This window comes from Delftia sp. WSY_22 (assembly GCF_043104185.1).
GTDB classification, from domain to species: domain Bacteria; phylum Pseudomonadota; class Gammaproteobacteria; order Burkholderiales; family Burkholderiaceae_C; genus Comamonas; species Comamonas tsuruhatensis.
Genome location: NZ_JBICKN010000037.1, coordinates 19,947 through 37,958 on the forward strand (window position 1 = coordinate 19,947; position 18,012 = coordinate 37,958).

At 61.7% G+C, this 18,012-nt stretch carries 11 protein-coding genes and 1 pseudogene; 11 read left to right on the top strand and 1 reads right to left on the bottom strand.

Going from position 1 to position 18,012, the window contains the following annotated elements; translation table 11 throughout:
• Positions 1-21: 21 nt before the first annotated feature.
• The 4 genes from ACF8NF_RS19470 to ACF8NF_RS19485 all read left to right on the top strand — a co-directional run bounded on the left by ACF8NF_RS19470 (position 22) and on the right by ACF8NF_RS19485 (position 5,843).
• Positions 22-2,544 (top strand): TonB-dependent siderophore receptor, encoded by a 2,523-nt coding sequence (locus ACF8NF_RS19470; protein ID WP_392451070.1) that lies wholly within the window; start codon positions 22-24, stop codon positions 2,542-2,544.
• A gap of 140 nt (positions 2,545-2,684) precedes the next feature.
• Positions 2,685-3,005 (top strand): ArsR/SmtB family transcription factor, encoded by a 321-nt coding sequence (locus ACF8NF_RS19475; RefSeq protein WP_392451071.1) that lies wholly within the window; start codon positions 2,685-2,687, stop codon positions 3,003-3,005.
• Positions 3,006-3,047: 42 nt separating this feature from the next.
• Positions 3,048-4,580, top strand: coding sequence for a sigma-54 interaction domain-containing protein (locus ACF8NF_RS19480; protein WP_392451072.1), 1,533 nt, complete (start codon positions 3,048-3,050; stop codon positions 4,578-4,580).
• A 96-nt stretch (positions 4,581-4,676) separates the two neighbouring features.
• Positions 4,677-5,843 (top strand): DUF4272 domain-containing protein, encoded by a 1,167-nt coding sequence (locus ACF8NF_RS19485; RefSeq protein ID WP_392451073.1) that lies wholly within the window; start codon positions 4,677-4,679, stop codon positions 5,841-5,843.
• Positions 5,844-6,198: 355 nt separating this feature from the next.
• Here the strand turns inward: ACF8NF_RS19485 and ACF8NF_RS19490 are convergent, their stop codons facing one another.
• On the bottom strand, positions 6,199-6,897 hold the full coding sequence (locus ACF8NF_RS19490; protein ID WP_392451074.1) for a hypothetical protein: 699 nt from the start codon (positions 6,895-6,897) through the stop codon (positions 6,199-6,201).
• 193 nt (positions 6,898-7,090) lie between these two features.
• On the opposite strand from ACF8NF_RS19490, the gene ACF8NF_RS19495 reads away from it, so the two are divergent.
• The 7 genes and pseudogenes from ACF8NF_RS19495 (at position 7,091) to ACF8NF_RS19525 (ending at position 17,804) form a co-directional block, all read left to right on the top strand.
• Positions 7,091-7,741, top strand: coding sequence for a S24 family peptidase (locus tag ACF8NF_RS19495; RefSeq protein WP_223275241.1), 651 nt, complete (start codon positions 7,091-7,093; stop codon positions 7,739-7,741).
• Positions 7,742-8,398: 657 nt separating this feature from the next.
• Positions 8,399-10,513 carry a hypothetical protein gene (locus ACF8NF_RS19500; RefSeq protein ID WP_392451075.1) on the top strand — a complete coding sequence of 705 codons (2,115 nt, stop codon included), beginning with the start codon at positions 8,399-8,401 and terminating at the stop codon, positions 10,511-10,513.
• Between the two features lie 352 nt (positions 10,514-10,865).
• Positions 10,866-13,034 carry a hypothetical protein gene (locus ACF8NF_RS19505; protein ID WP_392451076.1) on the top strand — a complete coding sequence of 723 codons (2,169 nt, stop codon included), beginning with the start codon at positions 10,866-10,868 and terminating at the stop codon, positions 13,032-13,034.
• A 319-nt stretch (positions 13,035-13,353) separates the two neighbouring features.
• The gene (locus tag ACF8NF_RS19510) at positions 13,354-14,643 is read left to right on the top strand and encodes a hypothetical protein (RefSeq protein WP_392451077.1); all 1,290 of its coding nucleotides are present in this window, start codon (positions 13,354-13,356) and stop codon (positions 14,641-14,643) included.
• Positions 14,644-15,136: 493 nt separating this feature from the next.
• Positions 15,137-15,707 (top strand): annotated as a pseudogene (locus ACF8NF_RS19515) (transposase); the annotation flags it as partial.
• 253 nt (positions 15,708-15,960) lie between these two features.
• On the top strand, positions 15,961-16,680 hold the full coding sequence (locus ACF8NF_RS19520) for a hypothetical protein (protein WP_392451078.1): 720 nt from the start codon (positions 15,961-15,963) through the stop codon (positions 16,678-16,680).
• Positions 16,681-16,682: 2 nt separating this feature from the next.
• Positions 16,683-17,804, top strand: a complete 1,122-nt coding sequence (locus ACF8NF_RS19525; RefSeq protein WP_235434618.1) for a hypothetical protein — start codon at positions 16,683-16,685, stop codon at positions 17,802-17,804.
• Positions 17,805-18,012: the final 208 nt, after the last annotated feature.

Consider the following 18,012-nt stretch of genomic DNA (forward strand, 5'->3'; position numbering starts at 1 on the left):
CCGAATCGAAAGGAGTCCCGCATGGCACTACGCCATCCATCCCGCCCCGCGCACAACGGCGCATCGCGCCCCCTGCCGCACCCGGCCTTTGCCTGCAGGCACACGGCCATCGCCGTGCACATGCTCTGCATGGCGGGCCTGGCACTGGGGGGCTTGGCCGTGGCCATGCCGTCCGCGCTGGCGCAGGCGGCTGCCCAGGGGGCCGCATCTGGAGCCGCCTCCGGGGCGGCACCCGGCGAGGCCCGCCGCGCCTTCAGCATCCCGGCCGGCCCGCTGGGCCAGGCGCTCAACGCCTTTGCCGCAGCGGCCGGCGTGGAGCTGACGGTGGATTCCAGCCTGCTGCAAGGCCGCAGCAGCGCAGGCCTGTCGGGCAGCTACAGCGTGGCCGAAGGCTTTGCCGAGCTGCTGCGCGGCCAGGGCCTGCGCGCCCTGCGCGAAGCCAACGGAAGCTACACCCTGGGCCGCGACCGCAACGCGGCAGCGCCCGTGGACGGCGGCGTGCTCATGCCTGCCGTCACCGTGCGCGCACAGGCTCAGCAGGCGCCGGAAGCCTATGCCGGCGGCCAGGTCTCCACGGGCGGCCGCATGGGCCTGCTGGGCGACAAGGACTTCATGGAGACGCCCTTCAACACCATCAGCTACACCGAGAAATTCATCGCCGACCGCCAGGCCCGCGACATCACCGACGTGATCTCCGCCGCCGACCCCACCGTGTTCAGCACGGGCATGACCGGCATCATCAGCGAGAACTACTCCATTCGCGGCTTCAGCTCCAGCATCGGCGATGTCACGTTTGGCGGGCTGTTCGGCGTGGCGCCGTTCTACCGCGCATCGCCAGAAATGTTCGAGCGCGTGGACGTGCTCAAGGGCCCCTCGGCCCTGCTCAACGGCATGCCGCCCGGCGGCTCGGTGGGCGGCACGGTCAACCTCGTGCCCAAGCGCGCGGGCGACGAGCCGCTGACGCGGCTGACCACCTCCTTCATGTCGGATGCGCAGCTGGGCGCCCACATCGACCTGGGCCGGCGGTTCGGCGATCGCAAGCAGTTCGGCATCCGCTTCAACGGCGTGCTGCGTGACGGCGACGGCGCCGTGAACCACCAGGAAAAAGAGACCCGGCTGGCCTCGCTGGGCCTGGACTGGCGCGGCGACCGTGCCCGCCTGTCGGCCGACCTGTACAGCAGCGAGGACCGCACCGACGGCCTGAACCGCGGCATCAACCTGGCCGCAGGCCTGCCCGTGCCCAGGCCGCCCAAGGCCGACACCCTGCTCAACCCCAGCTGGGCCTTCTACGACACCAAGGACAAGGGCGCCATGGTGCGCGGCGAACTCGACCTGGGCGACCGCGTCACGGCCTATGCCGCCGTGGGCACCAGCAAGACCCGGTACCGTTCCACGGGGGCCTACCTGATCCAGGTCTTCAACACGGCCGGCGACTACCGCACCAACCTGGCCGACCTGGGCTTCGAGATGGACAAGAAGTCGGCCGAGGCCGGCCTCAAGGGCAAGTTCAACACGGCCGGCGTGGGCCACCAGTGGGCGCTCAACGCCACCTACTACACGCATACCGACAAGCAGTTCGGCCGCCGCAACGTGCTGGCCCAGGACTGGATCACCAACATCTACCACCCCATCTGGGGCCCGGCCACCAGCTTCAACGCGCCCCCGATCTCGCGCACCGAACTGCGGCTGACCAGCATCGGCGTGGCCGACACCCTGTCCTTCGCGCAGGACCGCGTGCAGCTCACCCTGGGCCTGCGCCGCCAGCAGGTGCTCAGCGACACCTTCAACGTGGCCACGGGCGCGCGCACCTCGCGCTATGACGAAGGCGCCACCACGCCGGCCGCCGCGCTGCTGGTGAAGGCCAGCGAGCGTGTCTCGGTCTACGCCAACTACATCGAAGGCTTGAGCCAGGGCGCCACCGCCCCCATGACGGCGGCCAACGCGGGCGAAGTGTTCGCGCCCTACAAGTCCCGGCAAAAGGAGCTGGGCCTGAAGCTGGACCTGGGCGACTTCGCCCACACCTTCAGCCTCTATGAGATCCAGCGGCCCAACGGCTACACCGATCCCGTCTCCAACGTCTTCTCCTTCGGCGGCGAGCAGCGCAACCGGGGCGTGGAATGGGGCTTCTTCGGCAACGTGGCCACGGGCGTGCGCCTGATGGGCGGCATTGCCTACGTACAGCCCAAGCTCACCCGCACGGCAGGCGGCGTGAACCAGGGCAAGCTGGCGGCGGGTGTGCCCAGGCTGCAGGGCAAGCTGGGCGTGGAGTGGGACCTGCCCGCCGTGCAGGGCCTGACGCTGACGGCCAACGCCACCACGGCTTCCAGGCAGTACATCAATGCCGACAACTCGCTGTCCGTGCCGGGCCGAACCGTGTTCGACATCGGCGCGCGCTACGTGACCACGGCGGCCGGCCATCCGCTCACGCTGCGCGGCAGCATCACCAACGTGGCCAACAAGGCCTACTGGGCCACGCCGCTGTGGACCAGCCTCGGGCTGGGCGCACCGCGCACCTTCATGCTGTCGGCCACGGTTGATTTCTGAGCGATGACAGGGCGGCTTGCCTTCCATCAAGCCGCACCGAGCCTGCGCTGCCGCCCTGCGGGCTATAAACTAGCCCGGTCGGGCGGCAAAGCGTGCCAGCCCCCTTGCCCTCCCGCCGTATACCAGGATGACAGACGCCTATGGACAGCCGCAATGACAGCATGGACCTGAGCGACGACAGCGTTTTCGAGAGCGCTGCGGAGTTGTTCCGTGCCATGGCGGCGCCCGTGCGCCTGAAGATCATCAGCGTGTTGTGCAATGGCGAGAAGAACGTGACCGAGCTGCTCGCCAGCATCGCCACCACGCAGCCCAACATGTCCCAGCACCTGAACACGCTGTACCAGGCCGGCGTGCTGGGCCGGCGCCGCGAAGGCGTCAGCATCTACTACTTCATCGCCAACGAGCAGGCTGCGCAGATGTGCTGCGCCATCTGCACCCAGGTCGCCCTCGAGCAGGGCTGAGTGCCGCAGCCTGGCAGGGGCGACTCGGCTAGGATGCCATCCATGCCGCCCACACCCACCCTGGTCCAGCCCCTGCCGCTCGATGCCGACGGCATCCTCGCGCTGGCAGCGCGCTCCATGTTCCAGCTGTTCTCCACCATGAGCCAGGGCATGTTCCTGGCCGACAGGGCGGGGCGCATCGTCTGGGTCAACGAGGGCTACCAGCGCTTCCTGCCCGACCTGGGCGTGGCCTCGGTGGATGAGTTCCTGGGCCACATGGTCGAGGACGTCATCCCCAACACCCGCATGCGCCGCGTGCTGGAAACCGGCGAGCCCGTGCTCATCGACCTGCTCACCAACCGCGCCGGCACCTTCGTGGTCAGCCGCATCCCGCTCAAGGACGATGCGGGCGCGGTCATCGGCGCCATCGGCATCGTGCTCTTCGACCAGCCGGAGACCACGCTGCAGCCCCTGATCAGCAAGTTCGCCGTTCTGCAGCGCGACCTGGACGAGGCCCGGCGCGAGCTGGCGGCCCAGCGCAACCGCAGCCTGCGCGTGGCCGTGCAGGGCGAGCGCCGCGCCAAGTACAGCTTTGCCAGCTTTGTAGGCAGCAGCCCGGCCGCCGTGGAGGTCAAGCGCCAGGCGCGCCGCGCGGCCCAGTCGCTCAGCCCCGTGCTGCTGCTGGGCGAGACCGGCACAGGCAAGGAGCTGCTGGCCCATGCCATCCACGCCGCATCGGCCCGCAGCGGCGGCCCCTTCGTCACCGTCAACATCGCCGCCGTGCCGGACGCCTTGCTGGAGGCCGAATTCTTCGGCGTCACCCCCGGCGCCTACACCGGCGCCGACCGCAAGCCGCGCGACGGCAAATTCAGGCTGGCCGACGGCGGCACGCTGTTCCTCGACGAAATCGGCGACATGCCCCTGAACCTGCAGGCCAAGCTGCTGCGCGCGCTGCAGGAAGGCGAGATCGAACCGCTGGGCTCCAACCAGCTCGTGCGCTTTGACGTGCGCGTGGTCGCCGCCACCTCGCGCGACCTGCCGCAGATGGTGCGGGACGGCCGCTTCAGGGAAGACCTCTTCTACCGCCTGCACGTGCTGCCCATCCGCGTGCCGCCGCTGCGCGAACGCAGGCGCGACATCCCGGCCCTGGTCGAAGTCCTCTCCGAAGAACTGGCCCTGCGCAACGACATGCCCCCGCCCGAACTGCTGCCCGACGCCCTGGCCCTGCTGGCCGGCCAGGCCTGGCGCGGCAACATCCGCGAGCTGCGCAACGTGCTGGAGCAGGCCGCCATGCGCAGCGAAGACACCGCCATCAACGCAGAACAACTGCGCGAAGTGCTGCGCTCATCCGGCGTGGAACCTGCCGCCCCCGCGCCGGGCCCCGAGACTGCACCCGCCCCGTCCCCTGCCCACAACAGCCCCGCCGACACCGACCTGCTGCGCCCCCTGGCCCAGCAGGTGGCCGAGCTGGAACGCAAGGCCATCACCGCCACCCTGGCCGCCAACAGCGGCAACAAGCTGGCCACGGCGCGCCAGCTGGGCATCTCGCGGGCCACGCTGTATGACCGCATGGCGGTGCTGGAGCTGGGGGGCTGAGTCACCCGCCATCTGCAGGCCGTACCGTGGCCAAGAGGCAGGGCGATTCCTGCTGTTCCCCATCCCGGAGCCCATCCCGGAACCCAGTCCGTGAACATGAGAAACCTCCTTACCCGCCTCAAGACCGCATTCAGCAAGCCTGCACCCGAGCCCGCTCGCCCACAGGAACACCAGCAACACCAGCGCCAGCTGCAAGAACCCCAGGCGGATGCTGCAAAGGACGAAGTACTCATCAACGCCTACTGCACCCTCTGGGACCTTCCTGCGATTGACTTTCCGCACACGCTGGCCGGGCGCCGCGATCTGTCGGACCCCGAGCTGGCACCGCATCTTTCCGGCTTTGTCGGCTATGTGCTGGGGCGCGGCGATGGGCAGATGACGCGCAACCGCTACCACGCCATGCGCCATATCCAGCGCGTGCAGCAGCACCTGAGCCTGGGCATTGCGCCGGAGCAGCTCGATGCCTTTGCCGGCTGGGCGCAGCGCGCCAACGCCATCGCATTTCTGACGGACGGCAGCATCCGCGACCCGCAGGGCCGCATCCTGCTGGCCGCCAACGGCGCCGAGCCCGATGAACAGGCCGCGCTGCCCTATCCGCAGCAGGCCTGGCAGCGCAAGCAGCGCAGCGAGCAGGCGCTGGCGCAGCGCGGCTTCATGCCATCGGCCAGCCTACCGCCGCTGATCTCCGAGCCTGAACTGCGCATGCGCGCGCCCGACGAGATCGCCGCACGCGCCTTCGCCCTGCTGGCCGTGGCCGTGCGCGCCGAATCGCTGAACGAAGCAATGAACAGTGGCGAACCACTCACGCCCGACGAGCTGTTCCAGCGCCTGCCAGCCGCCCAGGCCGCGCTCACCCCCAACGAGCGCGACTTCATGGCCACTGCCCAGCCCTCCGAAGAGGCCATCGCCAAGTTCGGCTGGCGCTACGAAGCCGCGTATTTGCTGGAATGGGCGCTGGGCCTGGTCGATGCGCTGCCGTTCCCCGACGCCATCTGCGACGTGCCGCTCACCTCGCGCGTCCTGCTGCAGGCCGGCGACCTGCAAGGCGCCCTGCATGCCGCGCGCATGCGGCCCGACAGCGAAATCCTCGACGCCCTGGACCAGCACTACCGCCTGCACTGGATCGTGCGCCAGGCCCAGGTGCAGCAGCAGCCCGCGCCCGCAGGGCTGAACGCCGACGTGCTCATGGAGCGCCACCACGCCCTGAACTGGCTGGTGCGCTTCGAGGGCAATGACTGGGATGACGTGGACACGCCCACCTGAGGCGTGCTGCGCAGGGCGCCTGGCTGCCGCGACCACAGCTCAACCCGCGCCCAACTGCTCCAGCGTGATGCACGCCAGCCACATTCCGGCTGCGCAGGCAGGCCCGAGGGCAGATGCGCGGAACGCCAGGGCCTGCGATTGAGCACTGCAACGCACTGGCGCACGCGCCACCAGGCCCGCTGTGGATCTGCTGCAGCCATGCCGCCTGCCCGGGTTGCCGGCAGTCGTGCCCAGTAGGCTCGGCCTGAAGGCGTGAGCGCCGAGTAGGTCCACAGTCCGTCAAAGCGAAGCCCTCGGGTGAAGCGGTGGGTGAGGTGCGTGGTCTCATCCATGTGGGACCTTGTCGTGGTGGACTTCAACACGGTGCGTGCCCCGCCAATGGCTTTGCATTGCCGCGTTGCGCGGGCGACAGCGTGATTGCGGCCAGGCAGCGGCACTCGCGCCACTGCCCGTCAATGCCATCCACATCGCAATGCCCGTCGCGGTTCACTTGCACCCGCGCCGCATAGCCACAGGCCCAGGGCATGCTCCAGCCAAAGGGAATGGCGAGTAGCGCGACGGGGCGGGGCGCGCGGCATGACGGCCATGGCTTCACCGGCGCGGGCAGCATTCTCTGATGCATCTCCACACCAATCACCCATGCCCAGAATGTGCTCTGCGGGCGCCGGTTCAGCGCCTCTGACTGCAGTTGCAGCACGGCCCCGCCGCCCGCCAACAGCGCCCGGGTGCAGGACTGCAGCGGACTGTGCCCGGCCCCGGCGCTGAGCTGCACCTGCCAACGCGGCATCAGCGCGTGCAGAGCCAGCGCCACATCTTCCGGCCCCGGCCGCAAGGGTATGTCTGAAGGCAGATCCACCGACTGCCACATCTCCCGCCGCAGCACGGCAGCGCAGCGCCGAACGCACCACCAGGCGCCATGCGGATCAGCCCTGCCCGCATCCGGCTGCCCCAGCGGCAGCCGCGACCAACAGGCCCGCCCCGATGGCGCGCGGGCGGCGTACTTCCAGCGCGCAGCGAAGCGCAGGCCAGGGGTGAAGTGGTGGGTGATGTGCATGGATGTAGGCGTCTGCGTCTAGTTGAAGCTTGTGCGGCCAAGTTGATCCAGAGTTTGGACAGCTTCACCGAAAGCGGTATGAGAAGTTTTAAGTTGAGCCATAGGCTGGCTCTTCAAAACTGGCGAATTCAAGTGAATTTGCACTAACTCTACCGTACCGAAATCGGTATAGCAAGATCAAAGAATGCTGCCCATGCGCAGCTTCGTGAACGCAACATTGGCCGAAAACGTTGCCCTGATGATCAAGGGCAAGGCGATCGGGCGTCTGCGTAGTGACATGAAGAATGCTGGATTCGACATCGGGCAGGGCACTTTGCAGCGCATCGTTGCCGGGGAAACCGGCGTGCGAATGGAGTCACTGCAAAAGTTTGCTGACTACTTCAGTGTGGACGTCGATACCTTGCTGCGAGGCCGTGTCGCGGAAGGTGAGGACTTCATCCAGCTCGTCCGCCTGGATGTTGAAGCCGCGCCCGAACGCTCTCGAAAAACCAATCTTGTCGAGGAACTCGGAGCCCTCCAGTTCCGACGCGATTTTCTGCGTGCTATCGGCGTCAGCCCGGTGAACGCGGGCATCGTCCATGTCACCGGAACCAGCATGGAGCCCACGATTCGGGACGGGGCCGTGCTCTTGCTCAATCGTGCGGATCGAACGCCGCGCCGTGGCAGCGTCTATGCATTCGCGTGGGAAGGGCAGATGCTTGTGCGGCGCTTTCAGCGGGTGGGCGATGTTTGGCATGCCGTAGCCGACAACGCTGATAAAAGCGAGCACCCGGATGTCGTCATTGCTGGGAAGGCGGAGGGTCTAGTGCAAGGGCGAGCCATATGGGTGGGGGCCAAGCTCTGAGTCTGGCGTTGCTTGGTGGCTGACTCTTTCATCCGTCGTGGGAACTTGAATGCTTTGTGCATACGCTTGGGATGGGGCAGTCGCAGAGCCAAGCAATTGGGCTCTCCCTCGGAACTGATGAACCGGCTTGGCCGGTCGTCTAGCTTCTGGTCTGATATCGACCCATTTGGTGATGCTGATCTGTGGGTTGTGGGTGTCGGCTTTGCAGCGGTTACTGCCCTTGGTATCTCCGCGGTTGGCGTCCGGAAACGGTCGCTCAACGACTTAGACAAGGCCTCCCTCACACCAACTGATCTCTACGAAATTCGGCGCGATTCACTGCCGCTTCCTGCGGTTGACCAGCGAGCACATCATCGAACCACGACCAGAACCAGGAAGGTTTGTGCCAGCTTATCGGTGGCTGTGTCACACCCACAACGAGGCTACTCAGGCCTCTCCGCCTGTAAGGCGGGCCCCAAGGTTCGAGGCACGTAGTCAAGTATTCTCCACCCCTCGAGCCACTCCCCTGGTTCCAACAATGCCGTTACTTGCTGATGTTCGCGAACCAAAAATCAGCGATGATCGAGGTGGCGCCTGATAGTAAACGCTGGATGCGCTACCGAGAGGGATGGGGGCCGCGCTAAAACGTGAGCCGTACTTTTTAAACGGACTTTATCTATGGCACTCGACGTTTTAGGTGGTCGAAAAAACACGGCCGTTAATCACAGCCACTACGTAGTGTTTGAGGAAATGCTCTCAAATGCCATCGACTCTTACCTAATTCGTCGGAGTCGTCTGGCGACTGCATCCCCATTCTGGATGAGCGTAGGTGTAAAAATTTTACAAACTGACTTTTTCGACCCGAAGTTCGATGTCGAGATTTCCTGCACTGACAACGGTGCAGGCTTTGGCGAAGACGAGGTTAAAGCTTTCGTTACGAAAGATTCCACCTATAAGGACTTGCTGCAAATTCCGGGCATCGGCAAGTGCAAGGGGGCCGGACGCATTCAGTTTTTCCACCACTATGAGCGAATGGCCATCGACAGCGTGTTCGAACGTGATGGGAAAATTCAACGCAGGCAACTCCAAGTCGATGAGTCCACGCGCTTAGTTTCAGAGCAGTCCTTTGTTGCTACGCCAGCTGATGGAAGCCAGATCGAGACCACGTTCACCTTGAAGGGCCGCCGGCCGAGTGCATTGACTCAGGAACAGAAGGCAGACGAAGCCTCAATACCTCAGATTTTCTCGGCAAAGGCGATTGCGGGTCATCTTTACACCACCTTTCTTCAGCGCCTTATCATTCTTAAGAAGCTCATCGGCGACTTCAGGATCGAAGTGGAATCCTGTCACGGGGATGTTTTCGATAAGGAATTCATCGACGACAAAGAGTTACCGAACCCCGTTGGAGAAGTCGCGCACATTCCGCTGTTGTGCAGCCACGGCAAGGAGTTGCGAAATGGTCCCACACTGCGGGTTACCAGGTACTCGTTCGCACAGGATATTTTTCCGAATTTTCAGCACGAAGTGGCTCTCTGTGCCAATTCAGCGGTTGTCCAACAAATTACCAAGCGCTACCTGCGGAACGCGATCGACCGTAAGCACCCAACGGCAGGCCATTTCGAGTTGCTAATTGTCGAAAGCGAACTTTTCGAAGAGACGGTGAACCAGCAGCGGGATGGTTTCAACATTCCGACAACTTGTACCGAGAGCGATACGCTAAAATATGAGTTTTCGCTGGAAGATGTGGTCAATTCGCTCGAAGACTACGTCTTTCAAATCATCACCCCACCAGATTTTGATAAGGACGTTTTGGTTCGTTCCACCGAAAAACGCTTCGGTATTACCCGTCAGATGATGGAGGGGACGAATATAAAAATTCACTATGGGGATAGCGAGGAGAACATCGCGCGCCGAGTCCTGAAGAAGCTTCAGGAGGAAATTGTCGGCGACACTTCGACTCTATTTCGAATAAAAGATGAGTTACTAAAAATAGATCCGCGTTCCGATGACTTTAGGAAAAAGATCTCAGAACTAGCATGGAAGTACACGAGTTCCATCAAGAAGATGGACATGACCAACCTGTCGCAACTGGTGGTCCGTCGCAGCGCAATGATTGAGGTGCTGGGTATGGCCGTCGATGGACTACTAAAATGCCAAACTCCGGAAAATGGGAAGAGGAACGAGAACGAACGGATAATTCACAATATTTTCTTCCCCATGGGGAAGGATTCTACGGAGACCACGGAACACGACATCTGGCTACTCAATGAGGAATATCAATACTTCGAGTACATTGCCTCAGATAAGCCTCTGAAATCAATTAAGTGGTCTGCCACCGAAAATGTTTTCGACCCCGATATTGATGATAGTCTCGAAGAGTTGTTTGCTCGAAATAATAAAAATCACGAGGCAAAGCGCCCGGATATTGCGCTTTTTACAAAAGAAGGCGCCGCGATAATTATTGAGTTCAAAGCGCCGGACGTTGGCCTACAGGAGCACATTCCAGACTTGGTGCAGTACGCGCGGCTTTTGGCAGCCAAATCTAACGGGCGAATCAAGAAGTTCTATGGCTACCTGATCGGCTGCACGATTGATGAAACCCGAATGGATGGCGATTACACGCAATTCCCTGACGGCAGGGGATTCTTCAAGAGCCAGCAGTTGAGGAACTTTGCGAACAGCATGGTTTACGGAGAGCTGTACACCGAGGTGCTGCTTTACCAGCATTTCATTGGCAGGGCCGAAGCCCGGCTGCGCGTCTACAAAGACAAGTTGTGCATGCAACTGGACTGACGGAATCCAGCGCAACGCCGCACGGCTTGGCTCTGACCTTGCTCTCGCAGATATCTGAGGGCCGTTTATTCCGTCTGGACGCGCATCTGCTCCAGGTAGGGTGGCAAGGTTCACCCATTATTGGGTGCGCTTGGCTCTCAGTTCCCGCAAAGCTGTCCCTGATAGGCGGCCGCAACCAGCCTACAACAGCTCCTCACAGCGGCCTGCTGGCGACCCGAAGCAGTCGTTCGAGCCGACTTCTTCGATACCGGCTATGCAGTAGGTGCCGACCATCGACTCACTGATCTCAACGCCCGAGGGCAGTCGTTCAACTTTCAGTCCTTGTTCCTAGTATTGTGGGGAGAATCTGCTTATGAGTACTAGCACCATCCAACACATCATCGCGATGCCAACGGACATCGCGGCTTCGGGCCAAACCTTCTTTCAAGGGTTTTCGTCGGCGCTGATTCCCAACTACTTGAAAATCATGGAAATGCTTGTGAGGTTCCCTCACGACATGGTGGAGATAGGGCTTGCGGGGAGCCAATTCGTAGCTTCCAAGATGGCAGGCTCGGCCCTATGCATTGGCATGATCAGGGCGGATTTACTCACAGCGGACTATGTCGAGGTCAGTGGAATGCCAACGGTCATCTGGAGCACGGACGAGTCCGCCGCTGACGTGGAAGCACGGCTTCACGGCTTTGTGGTGCGGCCATTACATGTAACCCTCAACAGCTTTTTCGGCGCGGTGTCTATGGCTGATCTCAGCACCGAGGCGATTTATACCCATCTGTTGGCGCTTGCGGAACGAACTGCGGCCCACGACGACACCTTCAGTGTCCTCGTTGAGTTCATGAAGGCGCACCCTCCTGCCAAGAGAGAACAAGGGCTGCTGCCATTCGTCCCACAGATGCACAACTGCACGATACCGTCGGCTGAAGTACTACGACTGTATGGCTTCAGCCTCGAAAACAGCGAGGATCTCAAGCCAGCGCTTGGCATAGAAGCACACGCCAATGCTATGGTCGAATTTGCCGAGATGATCGACCGGTTGCGGCAGGGGAATGAAGTTTATCCATTGCGCAAGAACGACGCCATCATCTTCTGCCCGTCAGTCTTCGCAATGCTTTATAAGGTCGACAACAAGATTTGGAATCCAATTCTTCGCGATCTTGACCGCGACAAGCGGAACTTCGTTAAGGCCATACTGATACGCAATAGAGCGTACGGCAACGGTCCGATTGAGTTCAAAGGAAAAATTGAAGAGCAATTCAACCCATATGATGATCCAGTGGTCGGCAGACTCTTGATGGATAGGCAATTCGAGCATAGATTTTTTGCAACCATCATCGCTGTCCTGGCTGCCAATCAGTTCGTACCTGCCTTCCGGCTGCCCAACGCCGTAATGCTCCATCACAACACTCTCAGTGAGATTTGCTCGCTAGTGAGCTCAAGCAAGCCGACCAGGGAAGCGGACTTAAACCGCCTCTTGGCGGAGTACAGCGCCACAGTCCGAGGCGAAGTAGGCGAGAAGCTGTGGAAGTCTGCCTTCGACGGACGCCAACGCCTGCTGGCCATCTGTGACTTTCCTATCGAGTGGTTGTCCATTGACGGTTTACCGGCAATGTTCCGCTACGAAATGTCGCGCATCCCCTCCACACCAGGAAATGTAACAGCCAACGTGGCCCTGGCTCACCCTAGGATTCCTGTGCCGAGGATGGCACTAGATCACATCCTGGTGATCCGGTCATTCGCTGCCGACGATCCCATTCGTGGCCACTTAGAGTTGGCCATCGGTCGCTACGACTTGGGTGGAATGAAGGTCGAAATTGTCGATGTGTCCACGCGAGACGAACTGGTCAACGCGATGAACGCCTACCAAGGGGGTATGCTGATCTTCGACTGCCATGGCAGCCATGGCGGCAAGATGGAACATGCATGGCTGGAGATCGGCAAAGAGAAGATAAACGTGTGGGATCTCAAGCATGCAGCGCGCATGACTCCCATCGTAGTGCTTGCGGCCTGCAGCACCCACCCTGTTGATGGCTCGCACGCTTCTGTGGCCAATGGATTCCTCGCGAACGGCGTTCAGACGGTATTGGGGACCTACGCTCCTGTAAACTCGCCACACGCGGCAATCTTCGTCGGGCGCTTGCTTTTTCGGATTGCGGCTTTCTTGCCCGCGATTACGAAGCATAGGCCGGTGACTTGGCGCGAAATCGTTGGAACATTCTTTCGAATGTCATACGTCACCGACGTGCTGAGAGACCTCCTCGAGGTACGCAAGGCAATCAACGAGGCCCAGTATCGCAAATTGCATGAGGAAGCGAACATGGCAATCAACGCGAATGCCTCTAATTGGCTGGAAAATTTGCAGCAAGGGGTCGTTGATTCTACGGGAATGGCACTAGGAGATGTCCGCAAGATCTGGGCAGCGCGGTATCAATTTGTTGAAACAATGCTGTTTGGACAATTTGGACGGCCGGAGAACATAGTCATCGTCAGCGACGAGGTTTTCGGCGAATTCGGCAGTGCCAAATAACCGTCCTAATTATTAGTTGGGCTTTGTGTTCGTACAGGACGGTAGAAGTCCAGCGGCATCATGGAGCATCAACAGACAGCCCGAAAGCTCCCATGCGTTGATGCCTGCTTCCAGCCTTTAACAGCCCGCCAGAATCGGAATTCGACCTCTTTGGAACGACTGCCGCCCCCTAATCCATTCGCTTCTTGTGCGGTCTCAACCCCAATAGGTTGATTGTTCTGCCACGTTTGCCACTATGCGCTCACCTCCAGCCCACATATCTCGTACTCCTGTCTACTTCCCCATTCCCGAGCCAGCGGCTGCCAGCCTTAGGCATGCCGTGGACAACCCCGTCACAGCGCCCGCCATGGCATTGCTCGGTGCCGATCCGCACCTGTTCGTTTTCGTCGCGAATTTCGACGGAACCTCCAATGAGGGAGAGAAGGCTCCGGACAACGAACACGACACGCTCGTCTTCCGCCTGCATGAGCATCTGCGCAAGTACCCGGACAGTCGGCTGCATTCGCATTACGAACTTGGCGTCAATACCCAGAAGGGCATCCGCAAGTTTGTTGTCGAGGGATGGATGGGTTCGGGGGTCTTCAAACGGAGCGCCGTAGCATTTCGCACGTTCAAAGAATTCATGGACAAGTGCCGCCGCATCGACACGGACGCTCGGTTTCATGTCCATATCAACGCGTTCTCCAGAGGCTGTGCGTCCGCTCTCATCCTTGCCAACCGGCTGTCCAAGCTGAGTCATACCGAGCCCATCACTGGCTCTGGCTTGCTCCTTGATGCGGTTATCACAAACGTGGGAACCATGGCTGGCAACGTCGTCAATGTCCTGTGCAACTTTGAATGCCCCGTTAAGCGGGCGAAATTGATTCTGCCGCCGCAGCCTTGGCCCTTCCTTCACCTCGGCGCCGGCGGGGAGACCCGTGGCCACTTCAAGTTCCATAGCTTGGCTGAGAAGGAGGTGCTTGAGGCGGCCCGGGCAAGCAAAGTGTTCCACGTCGGCGCTGCCGATGGCTCCTTCAGTCGACTCACTGAGGTCATGCTCGCAGGACTCTCGCATGGCGACGTCGCCGGTACCTACCCAGGCTCGACCGGCCGAGAGGTCTCAGAGTATTTGTCGTGCGCCTTCCTGCAGTCTCTTGGGATTCCGGTTCAGCCGGTCAAGCCGGCGGCTGATACGCTGGTCAAACCCAGCGCCGCCCACTGGGATGGCCGGCACATGTTGGAGGATTTCCTTCTCAAACGGTTCAGGACAACGGACCGGTCAAACATCGGTCGCGTCGAGACTTTCCTCTTCAAGCTTTGGGACGCCATCCCGACCAACTCGCATCAGCGTGTCTGGGACTTCGCCAGACGGGTGGGCAAACTCCGCGCAGCGCGAGTGCTTGATGCTGAGGAGATGGCTGCTAAGGCTGCTAGCAACCGTGCACTGGACGACATGCTGACGCGTGCAGTCCCCATGATGAGTTCGCATCTGAAGGGCATGCACGGCCTCGATGCCAAGGCAGCCTTTGACGACTTGGTCAGGAGCTCCAAGCCGCTCGCGCCCTCAACCCTGCGGATGGTCACCCAGCATGCGCAGCTCTCGATTTCTCCAACTGTTGGCCGCTCTTAGTTAAGTTGGGTGCAGTCCGCTGTCCCCGCGGGCGCTGCGGTCAAGATGAGGTGGGTCGGACAGATACGGCGCGTGGTATATCGACTTCCGATATCACGTACTCGGAGTCGGCTCTCTCCCTGATCATGAGTACCGACAAACCTACCTCGCAAGTGACTTCTGCTAGTGGTTCGGTCCGGATTGCGTCGATCGGTCGCTTTGCGGCTGGCCACTTGGGATGGTCGACGGACTACTACGGGCCAAAAAGCAGCCTGCCAACAGGCCTGCCGTCAACGGTAGCACTCAGTCTGAGGCTGTCGTTTGGAAGTCGGCAGCGGCCGACTGCTCCTGGTCGCGATCTCCAGGTCGCCCGGTACCAGCTAGCCGCCGTTCAGCGCGGCCGAACCAAGCTTGCGCCCGTGCGCCCTTCACTGAACACCTCAGTGAGATAGCCACCTGATTCCCCGGCCCCGTTCTATCGCGTATCTTTGAAGATAGGAGCAGGACTGTGCATATGACTAGGCATACGGAGTCAGTAGAAGTAGTCGTGAAGGACCAGCGCCGCAGGCGCTGGTCTCTCGCAGAGAAGGCGGCGCTGGTGCGCCGAACCTACGAACCAGGCATGAGCGTGTCATTGGTCGCTCGGCAGGAAGGCGTTTCGGCTGGACTGCTGTTCCAGTGGCGCAAGCTCGAACGCCAGGGTGCTTTGACCGCCGTCTCCGCTGGCGAGGCAGTCGTGCCCGCATCCGAGCTGGCGGCTGCACGCGCAGAAATCGCCAAGCTGCAGCGCGTGCTCGGCAAGAAGACCTTGGAAAACGAAATCCTCAAGGAAGCCGTGGAGTACGTCGCAGAAAAAAGTGGATTGCGCGCTCGCCCTTGTTGCCCGGGGACGACCAGTGAAAACTGGTCTGCGGATGACGGGGCTGGCGCACTCGCATGTGCCCGACCTGATTGGGCGCGGTGAAGACTGGGCCGATGGCCGCAGCCATCGCACACCCAGCGACGATGCAGGGCTGCTCGCCGAACTGCGCCAGGAAATTGCCGACTTGCCCAGCTATGGCTACCGACGTGCCTGTGGCTTGGTGACGGTAGTGGCACAACAGCCAGCTGCCTTCGAGCACTTCAACGAGGTGCATCCGCATTCTTCGCTGAAAATGCGGTCGCCTCGGGGGTTCAGGCAGCAACAGGCTGCAGCGGCTGACCAGATGCTTTATTGCGAAAAGGGCGGGGGTCGGCGATACGGGGGCAACATCACATGTGCGCGGCACTTCGCCAGCCGATGGCGCGTCAGCATGCCATCATGCCGACAGAACGGAGTGACATATGACAAGCCGGATATTGACGGTTGGACTTCTTGCGACGCTGTGCGTTGCGACAGCACAGGCACAGACCCCGCCGGACCTTGCCGATCTTGTCGGCGCGCGCGGCGCCGGCGGGGAAACCCAGATGCAGGCGCGTGGCTACCAGCAGGTGCGCGCCACCCGCGTGCGGGAACAATCCTGGACCTTCTGGTGGAGCGACGCGCAGCGTGCCTGCGTGGCGATTTCCACCGACGATGGCCGCTACGCGTCGATCAACCGCATCCCTGAGCAGAACTGTCGTCCTGGAGGCGTGGCAGGCGACATACCGCCGCGCCCGCACCAGCCGGACGCGCTCACACTCATCTGTTACGGTCAGGGCGAGCATGCAGTGTTCTCCAGCCACTCGGGCTACGAGTGGAACGACAGGCGCAAGCACTACGAGCCCACGCAGCGCGTGGAGTCTGCGAACGAGCAGTTCCAGACCGGCGTGCAGTTCGAGTTCCGCGATGGCCGGGGACGCATCCACCTGAGCGACAAGATGATTCCGCCCCTGAATTCCGGCGGCGTCGACGGTTGGTGGCAGCTGGAGGATGTGCAGATGTCGCCCGACCGCATCACGGCGCGCTATCAGGTCAACGGCCTCAACAGGCTCAGCGTGAACATCGACCGGCGTACCGGCATGGTCGAGATCAAGGACAAGCCCCGCTTTGTCGGCAAATGCGACCAGGGAGACTGGGGTGCGGGCCGCAAGTTCTGAAGATGGAGGCCTCCACCCCTACAACCGACAGCGGCCCTGTGCGCAGCACGCTGTCAATCCGCTTGACCACATTGCTGTGGGCAGTGCTTGTGCTTTGTTTCGTGGCGGGCCTGCCGATCCTTCTCGGTGCGAGTTGGCTCTCGCTGCCTGCCTTGCTACTGGCGGCCGCGCTGATCGCGGTTCCGCTGGTCTGGACTTGGCGGCGGATCTCGCGTTCGTCCAGGGCACGGTCCTGGGCTGCAAGTTGGCTGCATGGCAGCGTCGGATTGTGGTTTTTGTTGTGTGGATTGGCGGCAGCACCGGTGTATGTCCTTGCCGTCATGACCGAGACACGTCCAGCCATCGTGCCCACCGTCACCATGTCCAACGGACCCCGCACCGTCGTGCTGCAAGGCATGCAGCACGTGGGTGCCGAGCGTTTCTTCAAGACCATCGTCTACGACCTTGAGAAGGCATTAGCCGACGGTTATGTGTTGGCCTACGAAGGCGTGGCCAACAGCGATCCGGAAGCCGACGCCTGGTTCAAGAAGGTCCTGACCCAGGGTAAAGACCTTGGCGACAGCTACCGAGAGCTTGGCCAGAACTGCGGTCTCGCCTACCAGATCGACTACTTCGGGCCGGTGGTGGCTGATGCCAAGGCCCACCCCGAACGGCACGTGACCATGGACGTGGACACGCGAGCGATGAAGCAGGAATACGACAGATTGGTGCAGAGCGACCCAGCCTTCGCGGCAGCGATGCGCCAACGTGAAAAGCAGCAAGCCACCGACGCTGAAGACGATTCATCGGACGTCGTGGCGCGTGTGATCGAATGGCAGAAGTCTGGCGATGAGCGGCAGGTCACGCTCGCCGGCACACTGTGCCGCGGGTTCATGACCTATGTGATGCGCCGTTCCGGCCAGGGCGGCGGCGGTGACCTGGACCCGGTGGTGCTCGACTTCCGCAATCGCCACCTTGCAAGGCAATTGCTGGATGACAAGCGCCCGAAAATCTACGTCACGTATGGCGCTGCGCATCTGCCAGGCGTGATGGAAATCATGCAGCGTGAGCCAGGCTGGAAGGTGGAGTCGGTGAAGTGGATGCGCACCATCTCGGCGCCTGAGCATCTGGAGGGGCGGCTTTAACCTGGCGGGGACGCATGGCGCCGAGTGTCTTGGTCGAGACTGCTGTCCGGTCTTGAAATATGGGTGTGGGCCAAGCTCTGAGTCTGTGGTTCGGGGCGGGCCTGCATATGCAGCAGCCGGCATGTGCTGGTTTCGATGCCGCAAAACTCCGAAACCCTCTGTGTGGCGACTTCGTTGAGTGCAGCCAGTTCAAGTGGGCTCTTGCGAT